At 43.9% G+C, this 13,222-nt stretch carries 8 protein-coding genes; 6 read left to right on the top strand and 2 right to left on the bottom strand.

Annotated features, from left to right (window positions below; all coding sequences use genetic code 11):
* Positions 1–127: 127 nt before the first annotated feature.
* From uvrB to ACMXYV_RS12750, 4 genes are all read left to right on the top strand, one after another.
* Positions 128–2,152, top strand: a complete 2,025-nt coding sequence (gene uvrB / locus ACMXYV_RS12765) for an excinuclease ABC subunit UvrB (RefSeq protein ID WP_415888855.1) — start codon at positions 128–130, stop codon at positions 2,150–2,152.
* 111 nt (positions 2,153–2,263) lie between these two features.
* Complete coding sequence (locus ACMXYV_RS12760; RefSeq protein ID WP_415888854.1) at positions 2,264–3,043, top strand: FecR domain-containing protein; 780 nt, start codon at positions 2,264–2,266, stop codon at positions 3,041–3,043.
* Between the two features lie 112 nt (positions 3,044–3,155).
* Positions 3,156–4,457 carry a surface lipoprotein assembly modifier gene (locus tag ACMXYV_RS12755; RefSeq protein ID WP_415888853.1) on the top strand — a complete coding sequence of 434 codons (1,302 nt, stop codon included), beginning with the start codon at positions 3,156–3,158 and terminating at the stop codon, positions 4,455–4,457.
* A gap of 11 nt (positions 4,458–4,468) precedes the next feature.
* A complete protein-coding gene (locus ACMXYV_RS12750) occupies positions 4,469–6,223 on the top strand; it encodes a FecR domain-containing protein (protein WP_415888852.1) in 1,755 nt (584 codons plus the stop codon).
* A gap of 15 nt (positions 6,224–6,238) precedes the next feature.
* Here ACMXYV_RS12750 and ACMXYV_RS12745 read toward each other — a convergent pair whose 3' ends face one another.
* The gene (locus ACMXYV_RS12745) at positions 6,239–6,997 is read right to left on the bottom strand and encodes an MBL fold metallo-hydrolase (RefSeq protein ID WP_415888851.1); all 759 of its coding nucleotides are present in this window, start codon (positions 6,995–6,997) and stop codon (positions 6,239–6,241) included.
* Between the two features lie 65 nt (positions 6,998–7,062).
* Here ACMXYV_RS12745 and ACMXYV_RS12740 point away from each other — a divergent pair, with 65 nt between their 5' ends.
* Both ACMXYV_RS12740 and ACMXYV_RS12735 read left to right on the top strand, forming a co-directional pair.
* On the top strand, positions 7,063–9,321 hold the full coding sequence (locus tag ACMXYV_RS12740) for a GspE/PulE family protein (RefSeq protein WP_415888850.1): 2,259 nt from the start codon (positions 7,063–7,065) through the stop codon (positions 9,319–9,321).
* 3 nt (positions 9,322–9,324) lie between these two features.
* Positions 9,325–11,517 carry a CHASE2 domain-containing protein gene (locus ACMXYV_RS12735; RefSeq protein WP_415888849.1) on the top strand — a complete coding sequence of 731 codons (2,193 nt, stop codon included), beginning with the start codon at positions 9,325–9,327 and terminating at the stop codon, positions 11,515–11,517.
* A gap of 4 nt (positions 11,518–11,521) precedes the next feature.
* Here ACMXYV_RS12735 and ACMXYV_RS12730 read toward each other — a convergent pair whose 3' ends face one another.
* Positions 11,522–13,114 carry a GAF and HD-GYP domain-containing protein gene (locus ACMXYV_RS12730; RefSeq protein WP_415888848.1) on the bottom strand — a complete coding sequence of 531 codons (1,593 nt, stop codon included), beginning with the start codon at positions 13,112–13,114 and terminating at the stop codon, positions 11,522–11,524.
* Positions 13,115–13,222 lie beyond the last annotated feature (108 nt).

Below are 13,222 nucleotides of genomic sequence, written 5' to 3'. Positions count from 1 at the left end.
AGATCAATAAATTGATTAAAGGAAACTTTTTTCTCTTAATAGCGGTCTTTTTAATACGTATTTATGCAAGTAAAAGTAGCAGCTGCTGAGATATAATGCTCAGCTTTGCTCGAAATTGGGTCGCAGAATGAAAGAACGATTTAAAGTCCACTCGAAGTTTACGCCCGCAGGCGATCAGCCGCAGGCTATTAAAGAGTTAGTTGATGGCATCGATAGCGGATTAGCCTCACAAACTCTTTTGGGGGTAACGGGGTCGGGTAAAACGTTCACTATTGCGAATGTGATTGCTCAAGTTCAGCGCCCTACCATTATCATGGCCCATAACAAGACTTTAGCGGCCCAGTTATACGGGGAGTTTAAAGAGTTCTTTCCGGATAATTCGGTTGAGTATTTCGTATCTTATTACGATTACTATCAACCGGAGGCCTATGTGCCTTCTTCCGATACCTTCATCGAGAAAGATGCATCGATAAACGATCATATTGAGCAGATGCGTCTATCCGCAACTAAAGCGCTGTTAGAACGAGATGATGCCATCATTGTGGCGACTGTTTCCGCGATCTATGGTTTGGGTGATCCAAAATCCTATCTAGGCATGATGCTTCATGTGGATCGCGGCGAAATTATTGATCAACGAGCGATTTTGCGTCGTCTGGCTGAGCTTCAATACACGAGGAATGATGTCGAGCTGCACCGTGGTAATTATCGAGTGCGTGGAGATGTTATCGATATTTTTCCGGCGGAATCTGAGAAAGAAGCGATTCGCCTTGAATTGTTCGATGAAGAGATCGAAGGGATCAGTTACTTCGATCCGTTAACGGGTGAAGTATTACGCCGTGTGCCTCGTGCAACCATCTACCCTAAGAGCCATTATGTAACACCTCGTGAAACCCTGCTGGCAGCAGTGGATAAGATTAAAGATGAGCTTCGTGGGCGTCTGGAGCAATTGCGGGAAAACAATAAACTCGTCGAAGCTCAGCGTCTAGAACAGCGCACCCTCTATGATATGGAGATGATCATGGAGTTAGGTTACTGCTCTGGTATCGAAAACTACTCGCGTTATCTATCAGGTCGTGATCCTGGCGCGGCACCGCCGACCTTGTTTGATTACCTTCCTGATAATGCCTTACTGGTATTGGATGAATCTCACGTAACTGTTCCACAAATCGGTGCAATGTATCGAGGTGACCGCTCGCGTAAAGAGACATTGGTAGAGTTCGGCTTCCGTCTGCCTTCGGCATTGGATAACCGTCCGATGAAGTTTGAAGAGTGGGAACGTGAGTCGCCGCAGATGATTTTTGTATCAGCGACGCCAAGTAAATATGAGGCGGCTAATCAGCAGCAAGTAGTAGAACAGGTTGTTCGGCCAACTGGATTGGTTGATCCGATTGTCGAAGTCCGTCCTGCTTCCACACAAGTAGATGATCTTCTGTCTGAAATACGGTTAACGGTAGCTAAGAAAGAGCGTGTTGTTGTTACTGTGTTAACCAAGCGTATGGCGGAAGATCTCACCGATTATTTGGATGAACATGATGTCCGGGTACGTTATCTGCATTCGGATATAGACACAGTTGAACGTGTTGAAATTATTCGTGATCTCCGGATTGGTGAGTTTGATGTATTGGTTGGAATTAACTTGCTTCGTGAGGGTATAGATATGCCAGAGGTGTCTCTGGTTACAATTTTGGATGCGGATAAAGAAGGATTCCTACGTTCCGAAACATCGATGATTCAGACAATCGGCCGTGCCGCACGTAATGTCAACGGCAGGGCTATTTTGTATGCCGATAAGATTACCGGTTCGATGCAGCGCTCTATGGATGAAACCGAACGTCGTCGCCAAAAGCAGATCGCCTTTAACGAAGCGAATGGAATTGTGCCGAAAAGTATCAGTAAATCGGTGGCCGATATTATGGAAGGGGCGAGTACCGTACCTGGTCGTAAGGCTTCTCGTACCGCCAAAAAGGTTGCTGAGCAGGCTGCTGAATATCAAGTGGGAGATGCTGCACAATTATCACCAAAAGAGCTATCTAAAGCGATTACTAAGATCGAAGATAAAATGTATGAAGCGGCGAAAAACCTCGAATTTGAGTTGGCTGCTAAATATCGCGATGAGTTACAGACTCTGAAACAGCACACTTTTGTAAATTAAGGCCGATAGGGGCTTGGGTTTTTATCTTTTAGATAAAGCTTAGCTACACTAAAAATAAACCAATATATGGTTTGTATTAGTGACTTGCAGTTTATAAAGGGAGTTAAGCCGATGATTAAGTGGTTACTACCGTTAGTTGTTGCTTTTGTTTGTACAAATAGTGCGATGGCTGCGGATAAAGCGGGTCACGTACTCTTAAGTGTGGGTAGTAATACAGCGCAATTGCCTGAACGGGATGTTAGGCCGTTGAAGCGTAAGTCTGAAATATACTCTCTTGATAGTATTTCTACTGGTTCTAAGGGGCGTTTGCAGATTCGTTTTACGGATGGGTCGCGAATGTCTTTACGACCAGACACTCTTTTTAATGTTGAAGAATACCGTTTTAATGAAAACAGCCCAAAGGACGGTAAATCGGTTTATCGCCTTTTAAAAGGTGGTTTGCGCACTTTAACGGGGGCAATCAGCGATAACAACAAAGAGAATTATGAGGTTCGTACGCCTATAGCGACTATTGGGGTTAGGGGAACTCATTACACATTATTCTATTGCGATAAAACCTGTCAGGAAACAACGAGGGCGCAACAGGGCCTTTATGGATATGTTCTAGAGGGTGAAATCGTTGTCGGTAATAAATCGATAAAGGCGCCGATTCAGATGGGGCGATATTTCTTTCTTGGTGGAGATGGTAGCAACCTGAAAATCCGCCAAACCCCTTTCAAATTGTTTGAATTACTCCAAGATATGGGGCCTGACTTAATGTCCGGAGCTGGGAATAGTCAGATTCCAGCATTAGATGCGAATGAAAAGCTTAATTTGAATCTGGATGTTAGCCCTAGTCAAGGTGGGTCTAACCCACCGCCGTCAAATAGCGGTCCAAATACTTACCCTTAATTGATCTATATACTAAATTCCTATGAATAGTATGGACATGAGATAGCACTATTCCCAAAACATTGATAATGTTTGAATTTTTATATCCTCTTAAGCTGGGAGAGTGTTAAGAGTGAGCAAGTTACCTAAGTATTTGGCTGCAGGTCTTTACTGCTTATCCTCATTTGTAGTGGCCGACACCGTCACTGATCTGAAAAATTTAGTTGATCAGGGCAAATATGACCAAGCCTATCAATTGGCTTTATCTAACCTAGAGAGTCTGGAAGGTGATCCGGGGTTCGATATGCAATATGGGGTTGCTGCGATCGATAGTAAGCGTGTAAGTGAAGGTGTATTTGCACTCGAACGGGTCATCTTTTTAGAGCCTCATAACTTTTTAGCTAAGCTGGAATTAGCCCGAGGTTATTATTTATTAAATCAGTTCGATAAAGCCAAGCAGTTATTCCTACAAGTTAAACAAATTAGCCCGCCGAAGAACGTTGCCAATCGTATAGATCAATACCTCTCCCTTATTGATAAGAAAACTACGGTTCCTCCAACTAAATTTACAAGCTTTGTCGAAGTTTGGGCTGGTTATGACAGTAACTTGAATGCTGGACCTGATGATCAAACCAATGTGGTAATTTTAAGTAATGATGCGCTTGGTAGAGATGATCAGTTTAATCAGGTTCGCTTAGGTGGTTTCATTGAACACGCCTATAGCCCCGATGCTGCACTTCTTTTTGGCGCAAATGCAGATATGCGTTTTTACCACACTGAGGAAGAGCAAGATTATAAGAACATAAGTTTAAATGCTGGCCATCTTTGGAAAATGGATGATCAGCAGTTCCAAATCAACTTCTCTTTCCAAAAATATTTGTTAGATCGTAAACAGTATCGTGATCTGTTTGGTGTTACTGGTCAGTGGAGCAAACAAGTTAGTCGTAACTCGGTTGCTAAATTCTTCGTAGGGGCTAATTCACTAGTTTATGACGATTCAGATTGGAAAGATGCTATCCAGTTGAACGCAGGGGTGAACTACCTATATGCAGGAACTGGCGCGTGGAAACCACTTTATTTTGTGGGGGGCTTCATCGGTAACGAAACACCGGATGAATCCAATATTCTGTCTGATGGACAAGTAGATCGAGTTTTCTTTGGCGGTAATGTTGGTGTCCAGTTTAGCCCTCTAGATAATCTGAAATTTACACCCTCCATTACTTACCAAGATAGTGAATACGCTGGTAATGATTGGATCTATGATGTGAAGCGTCATGATAAATATATGTTAGCTAATCTAAACTTAGAGTGGGTTGTTGGTCCTTCTTGGACTCTGTTAGGTAACTACAGCTTTACAAAATCAAATTCAAATATAGAGCTTTATGAGTATGACCGTCAGCAGGTCATGCTTGGTTTGCGCTATAACTTCCAATGAGGTGATCATCTATGAAGCTCTTTCTATTTACCTCTTTATTGCTCTTAGTCAGTAGCTTTTCACAAGCTACTGAGAGTGTTGGTAAGGTTATTCTTAGTTTTGGTCAGAATGTGGCGGTATCGACCGCAGGTGATCAGCGTGCGTTAAAACGTCAGGCGGATGTTTTTGCCAATGATCTGTTGAAAACCAGTGCTAAGGGGCGTTTACAGATTCGTTTCACGGATGGATCTCGACTGTCGTTAAAGCCGAATACAGAATTTAAAATTGATGAATACCGTTTTGACGAGGCCAATCCTGAAGATGGTAAAGCGATCTATAAGCTCTTAAAAGGTGGTATGCGTACCATCTCAGGTAAAATCGGCAAAGTAGATAAAGAAGATTACAAGCTCGATGCTGTGGTTGCCACTATTGGTATTCGAGGTACTGACTTTAGTGTGAATAAAGCAGGGGAGCGTATTACAGGTTCTGTAAACCAAGGTAAAATCAATGTCGCAGCTAAGCAAGGTGGAAGCCGCGATATCGCTACGGGTCGCTCTTTTAGTTTAGTGGGCCCACGTGGTTCTGTGAGTGTGTTCAAAACGCTTGCTTCAACAGGAGCGACTGAAGAAAATACAGATTCATCAGATGCGGAAGAATCCTCAGAAGACGAGACGGAACAGCAAGAAGAAAGCTCTTCTAGTACATCTGAAGAAAGTACAGCAACAGAAGAGTCGTCCTCACAAGAGTCCAGTTCTCAAACCACAGGGGGTGAAGAATCTTCAGCAACATTAGATTTAGGCACAACAACCTCTACCTCGAGCAATAGCTCGGGTGGCAATGTTCCTGCTTCGGATCCTCAAGCTGAAACGAATAACAATCAAGAGGTAGTCCTCGCATCGCCAAACCCAACAGGCAATGGTGAAGCTGCACCTATGGGAAGCTTAGTTGCTGTCGCTTTTGCTGAAAATGATCCGGCTAAAGGTTTGAATGATAGCTCTGGTCGAGTTCCTGTCGACGGACAGTCGGCTATAACTGTGGATAATACTATCGGTACCGGAGATTTGGTGACAGGTTTGCTTTACATTAATACCAGCAGTTCATCTGAAAATGATTGTACACCTTGTAGTTTTACGGGCCCTTCAAGTGTAGGCAATGTATTGGACAATAATAATAAAACTCTGGGTGGTGCCAATGTGACTTGGGGGCGCTGGGGGAGTGGTTATGCGGTCGTTGATGATGATGGTCAGGCCGAAACAGTTGGCAGCTTCCACTTTATGTACACAGATAGCTTAACACCTGCATCGGTAGTCACTGCTAAAACTGGCGATTATGTTTATCGTTTGGAGTCTACCGCCGGAGGATATACCAAACCAGAAATTGAGACTGGAGCTACGGGATCGTTAAATGATTTCGTTGGTGGCGGTGGTACGGGCGGTCATCTATACAGCGGTACCTATTTCCGTGTGGACTTTGATAGTGAACAGTTACTAGAAATAGGTATTGAAGCCAATGTGGCTGGTCGTGACTACGCTTTGCGTGAAGATGCAAATGCCAATATGAATTTGAGCAATGTTCTAAGTGGTGGTGATGTCAAACTTACTGGGGTATGTACTGGCGGTGATTGCGGAGCGAGTACTGATATGTCTGGGCGTATGACAATTGATTTTGTCGGAGAGGCTGCTCAGGGGGCCGTTACAAGCTACGGTGCGACAGGCGAAAACGCAGGCAGTGGTACCACCGGTACTATCTCAGGTACGATTTTGCTAGAAGGAATGCAATCCCCTTAATAAAGGGGACTGTGATTAAAGGTTAATAATATCGCCGTGGTGTAAACGATCGATCTGCCAGCTAGGTAAAATTTGGCGACACTGCTGCATAATTGTATCTTCGAATCCCGGTTTAAGGTGGGTAATCATTACCCGAGCGGGATGGCTCAATAGTTCCAATTGACTAGCAAGATGACTTGGTGTCAGGTGGCCGCTTAATCTAGCGAGTTCATCAACTTCATCGGTAAAGGATACATCGATGATAAGTAGGTCGGGTTTTCTAGTGTTTAGAATAGGCCATAGTGCGTCATTGATGCCTGTATCGCCGCTAAAGGCAAAAGAGGCTGCTCCGTCTGAAACTAAATAGCCAACGGTTGGTGAAGGGTGCTCAGCAGGCATCACCTCTATGGTTTTACCTTGAAGTGATAGCTGATCACCGACGTTTACTGAATGCAGATTTATGATCGGTTTATTTTCAGGCAAACAGGTGTAATCTGGCCAAATTGTCCAGTTAAAGATGTGAGTTTTTAGAGCCTCGACAACGTCGGGAAGCGCATAAATATTGATGGGTGTTTTATGCTGGTCATAAATTGTTGCCAGCATTAGAGGAAGACCGATGATATGGTCTAAATGGGCATGTGTAATCACCACATCTTTAATAGCGAGCATCTGATCCATCTTTAAAAGCTCAACACCTGTACCGGCGTCGACTAACAAGGAATCGTCTACTAAAAATGTTGTTGTTTTTAAACCATGGCCGATACCGCCACTACAACCAAGAATTTCGAGCTTCACTTCCCACCTCTGGTGCGGCTATCTTTAATCAGAAAACTATAATACTGACATTATGGTAGTAGAGCATGACAAAAGCGATAGAAAAGGATACACAGCAGTTTTATTCTCGTTTAACGAAAGTGCTGAGTAAGATTCATCAGGCTAAGAGTTTTGAAGAAGCTTATCCTCTGGTCGAAAAGACATTGCTCGCTTTGTTTAACGCTCTGCGTATCACCGTATACCAACGAAATCGCTCGAGCAAGGATATTGTTTCTCGATTTAAGACCGGGAAAGATTTAACTGAAATTCGGGTGCCTATTACAGCCTCTTCTATAGCTGGTTTTGTTGCGCTTAGTAAAAAAGCACTAACAATCAAGGATGTAAGGGACCCTACAGAACTCGAAAAAATACATCCATCTTTACGTTTCAATGCTTCCTTTGAAAAAGATATCGAATTCACCAGCCGCTCTATGCTGGTGCTTCCTATTCTTTACCAGGATGTGCTTCTTGGTGTAATCCAGATAATAAATCGCCGAGACGGTAAATCTTTTTCCGCGATTGATCTAAAAAGAGGGCGTCAGTTTGCTGAATTGCTAGGACAAAAATTCCGCTACGATTTTGGTTGTACTGAAACGCCGTTTGAATACCTTTTAGCTCAAAATTTAATTGAACAGAAAATATTTGATCAACTCGAGAAGAAAGCTGATGCTCGAACTCCACTAACGCGTTTGTTAAGAGATAACGCTAGGCTAACCAGTCAGCAGATTGGTCAATCGTTGGAATGTTTTTATCAAGTTCCTTTTGTTGCCTACAACCCAGAAAAGTACTTTTTGAACCCTTTATGTGAAAAAGTAAACAAAGCTTACCTTCGTAACTCCAATCTTGTTTTATTGTCTGAGCAGAATAGTGAAACAGTTCTGATTTTGATTGATGATCCTAATGACACCAAACGGCTAATAGAGATTAAAAATGTAGTAGGTCAGCATGATGCTCAAATCTGTGTTGGGTTATTGGATGACATTCATCAGTATTTGGGTGTTGTTGCATCAGGTGGTCAACAGGATAGCGCGAACCTTAGCACCATTTTGGATGAGCTTGATGATAGCGCTGAAATGGATATAGATGAGACTGTTTCTGAAAACGATGAAGTCTCTGAGGAAGATTCAACCGTTGTTCGCTTGGTAAACCGAGTATTGCTGGATGCTAAACGGTTAAGAGCATCGGATATTCATATAGAACCGGGTAAAGGCAGGACACCCACTAATGTTCGTATGCGTATAGATGGTGTTTGCCAAGATATTATTCAAATACCCGCGACACATGCAAAGGCGACCGTATCGCGTATCAAGATTATGTCGCGCCTAGATATAGCCGAAAAGCGCTTACCTCAAGATGGTAAGTTTGCGGTACGTTTACAAGGTCACCCTCTAGAAGTTCGTGTAGCGACGATTCCTACCGTTAATGGCGAAGGTGTGGTCATGCGTTTGTTGCAAAGTGGTGAGCCAGTTACTTTTGATCAACTTAACTTTGTTGAGCCTATTCAAAATGGGGTCAAGGATCTGCTACAAAATCCACATGGTATTTTGTTGGTAGTTGGTCCTACAGGTTCAGGTAAAACGACCACTTTGCATGCATTGCTTGCTACCCTGAATACACCAGAGAAAAAAATTTGGACCGCAGAAGATCCTGTTGAGATTACGCAACCTGGCTTGCAGCAAGTACAGATGCAGCCAAAGACTGGTTTTACCTTTGCTGTAGCACTCCGTGCATTCTTGCGTGCTGATCCGGATATTATTCTTATTGGTGAGATGCGAGATCAGGAAACGGCTCATGCGGCAGTAGAGGCATCGTTGACTGGTCATCTAGTGTTATCCACACTGCATACCAATTCCGCACCTGAAACCATTACCCGTTTGCTGGATTTAGGTATAGATCCGGTGAGCTTTTCAGATGCACTTCTAGGCGTGTTAGCACAGCGTTTAGTTAGAACGCTATGCCCAAGTTGCCGTAAGGCTTACAAAGCTTCAAATGATGAGATCGCTTTTTTACTGCGCCGTTATGGTGAGCAGGCAGGTGAGCTGATTATGGGAGATACGGTGAAGCTTTATAAAGCCGTAGGTTGTGAGGAATGTAACCATACTGGTTATCGAGGGCGTACAGGTATTCATGAGCTATTGATATCGACCCCAGAGATGAAAGAAAAGATCTATCAAGGGGCAACAATAGGTGAGATACGTGAACAAGCGATCTCTGATGGTATGCGTAGCTTGTTGCAGGATGGAATACAGAAGGTGCTCAAGGGTGACATCGACTTCGACCAATTGCGCAGAGTGACGGCGGAGTAAACGATGAAACAACGTTGGATACGAACTGTTCTAGGTTTGGTGCTGACTTTAGTGATGTTGATCCCTGTGATCCAAGGTGATCGGCCTGATCTGTTAGATCGGTTTGAGTACGACCTTTATGACCTGCGCTTAAGACAATTCTTATCCGAGGAAAAAGATCCGCGTATTGTTATTGTCGATGTTGATGAAAAAAGCTTAGCAACCGAGGGACGCTGGCCGTGGAACCGAGCCAAGTTGGCTTTGATGTTGGATCAGTTATTTGACCAATATGGTGTTGCTATTGTCGGCTTTGATATGGTCTTCTCGGAGGCTGATCAAAGTGTTGATCTAGCTGAACTCAAACAGCTTGCATCGGAGTCAGAAGAGCAAAATCTTGACCAGTTGTTAGCGAAATTAAATTCGGATGCCATTTTCTCTAAAGCAATTGAAGATCGTCCCGTCGTACTAGGCTATCTATTTGATCGGAGTTTAAAGAAGCTTCAAATTGGTCATCCCGGCAATCCGATCATTAGTGATGATGAGCGCCTAAATCAGTTACCTATCCCCGAAGCAAACGGCATTATTTCCAGCCTGAATGAACTGCAAAGTGTCAGTGTTTGGAACGGCTTCTTTGATAATCCGATGGTGGATTCCGATGGTGTTTATCGTCGTGTACCAGTGTTGCAACGTTATGCCGATGAATACTATCCCTCGCTCGCGCTTTCTATGCTTTTAGCGTTGTTTGGTGAGCAATCCGTGACTGCTGTGATTGAATCTGATGCCACTGGTAAGCAAGATGCCCTAGTGGCTGTGGATGCTGCTGGTGTGAGTATTCCGGTAGATCAACATGGTGCGGTACTTGTGCCTTACAGAGGCCCTCAAGGTAGCTTCCCCTATATATCTGCAACTGATGTGATTCGCGGTACAGCGGATGCAGATCAGTTAGAAGGTGCGATTATTTTGGTCGGTACGAGCGCTGCAGGTTTGTTAGATCTGCGCGTTACGCCGATGAGTAACCGATACTCGGGTGTAGAAGTACACGCAAATATTCTGTCGGGCATGTTAGACGAACGCATTCAGCATCAGCCTGATTACACCTTAGGGGTTGAGCTGATTCAGTTGATTGTGAGTGGTTTATTGCTGTCGTTGATCATTCCTCGAGTTTCGGTTTTGACCTCTACGCTATTTACATTAGTGTGGGTGGCTCTGCTAGTGGGGTTAAACCTTTATGCCTGGCAACAGATGTTCTGGGTGATTCCATTAGGTTACACCTTGATTTTAGTATCAGTGCTGTATCTCTTTCAGCAAACCACAGGTTACTTTTTCGAAGCGCGAAATATCGCTCAATTGGCAACTCAGTTCGGTCAATATATACCGCCCGAAGTGGTGGAAGAGTTGAGTGAACAAGCACAAAGTGTCCAGCTGAGTGGTGAAAACCGTGAGATGAGTGTGTTCTTCTCAGATGTCCGTGGTTTTACAAGTTTGTCTGAACAGCTTAATCCACAACAGTTGACCCGTTTGATGAATATTTATCTCACAGGTATGACTCAAATTATCCATGAACAACGTGGGACTGTGGATAAATATATAGGTGATGCGGTGATGGCCTTTTGGGGCGCGCCACTAAAAGATGAGCACCATGCCCGTAATGCATTGAATTCAGCGATGAAGATGCTGGATGCTCTGCCAGAACTGAATAAGCAACTTGAGCTAGAAGGCTTACCTACAGTCGATGTGGGTATGGGAATTAATAGTGGCCCAATGAATGTGGGCAACATGGGATCGAGCTTCCGTATGGCCTATACCGTTATGGGCGATGCAGTAAACCTTGCTTCTCGCTTAGAAAGTTTGACCAAATATTATGGTGCGCCGCTTTTGGTCAGTGGCGAGGTCGTAGCTCAAGTGCCGGAATATAGTTACCGGAAGTTGGATCGAGTACAGGTGAAAGGTCGTAGCGAGCCTGTAGATATCTATGAACCTATATGTTTGCGTGAAGTGTGCACTTCTCAACAGCAATCTAGTATCGAACTCTTTTCTTCAGCTATTTGCGCTTATGTTCAAAAAGATTGGGATTTGGCTGAGGAACGATTTGGGCAATTCTTGTTAGATCATCCAGATGACAAGATGACACGAATCTATCTTCACAGGATTGCTGAGTTTAAGGACATACCGCCAAATGCAGGCTGGCGCGGCGTTTATAGCCACACCAGCAAATAAACGCTTAATTTAAGCCGGGTAGGGATGTTGGATCAAACTCATCGATCTGACGCGGGGTCATATGCGATTGAGCATAATCCAGATAAGTACCGCTTTCGACAAACAGTTTGAATAGATCGGCATCCAGATGATTATCTTCCACCATCCGACCCAGGATAGTCATCGCTTGTGATAGCAGCATACCTTTCTTGTAAGGACGATCTGGTGAAGTTAGGGCTTCAAAAATATCAGCGATACACATAATTCGCGCACGCGTTGATAAATCTTCTGCTGTAATTCCTCTAGGGTAACCGCTGCCATCCATATGCTCGTGATGGTTACAGGCGATCTCAGGAACTTCCGAAAGTTGTTTAGGGTAGTTCAGTGATTCAAGCATATCCGTTGAAACTTTGATGTGATCACGCATGACCTGACGTTCATGCTCCGTCAAAGTACCTTTGCTGATGCATAAGTTATCCACTTCATCTTTAGTCAGCAGATGACGAGCGTTACCTTCACCGTCAATCCAACTGATCTCACTGATACTGACCACACGCGCTTTGTCTTCCGCAGCCATAAACTCAGAGCCAGTATTAGATTTACGAACAAAGTCGAAATCGATATCTAGTTGTTGTAGCTGAGCTGCCAACTTTTGCTCAGCAGAAGCAAACTCTTCAGTCGATAGCTGAAGCTGCTGTTGTAGTAACTCAATTTGCAGATGCTGCTTGTACTCACGAAAGCGGGATTCGACCAGATCTATACGATCAAACATCGTGTGCAATTTGGTTGCTTTATCGATGATGTACTCAGGGGTCGTAATCTTGCCGCAATCATGGAGCCACGCAGCGATCCGTAACTCGTACATCTCTAGATCATTAAAGTTAAGATCCGCGAAAGTGCCAGCTGTCGCATTATTAACAGCCGCTGCAAGTAACATAGCGATCTCAGGCACTTGTTCACAGTGCTTACCTGTGACGGGTGATTTATGGTCGATCGCACGGCCAATCAATTTAATAAAGGACTCAAATAGCATTCGCTGAGCATCGATGAGTCGACGTTTGGTGAGTACTGCAGCGGCTAATGAAGCGAGAGATTCAACAAGGTGCTGTTGTGTTTCAGGGAAAGGGGTGATGTTACCATCACCATCCATCGCATTGATTAGCTGAAGTACGCCGATAATTTCACCTTCGTGATCCTGCAGGGGGACACAGAGGAAAGACTGCGATCTATAACTCAGTTGTTTATCGAAATTGCGCGTACCGGAAAAATCAAAATCATCGCAGGTGTAAGCGTCTGGGATATTAATGGTTTCACGTTGTACAAAGGTTTGTACCACTACCAGCTTGGACGCTTGTTGTTGAGCGTTGTGAATTTGTACCGCCGGGAGGTCTCTAGGTTTTCGGTGAATGCCTAAGGAGCGGTTATGGAGAATAGTAAACTTCAGCTCGTTTTCATTCTCTTCGTTGATTGTATAAAGCGTACCGCCATCGGCATTGGTAAGGTACATACAACCTAAAATAATACGATCCAGCAGTTTAGTGTGGTCTTTCTCAGAAGTTAAAGCACCAGTGAGATCGGCTAATTGTTTAACGACTTCCTGAGTGTCTAGGTGACTCATAAAGATCCCGGTTCAAATTTCCAATAAGCATCTAAGTAAGAATTAGTATGCGAATACAGTATCAAGGGATTGATTATCTATCTGATTATCTTAGCACTAAATAGCGGT

This window comes from Neptuniibacter sp. SY11_33 (assembly GCF_047778025.1).
Lineage (GTDB): Bacteria > Pseudomonadota > Gammaproteobacteria > Pseudomonadales > Balneatricaceae > Neptuniibacter.
Note: the sequence above shows the minus strand (reverse complement) of the source record. Positions and strands in the feature narration are given on the sequence as shown.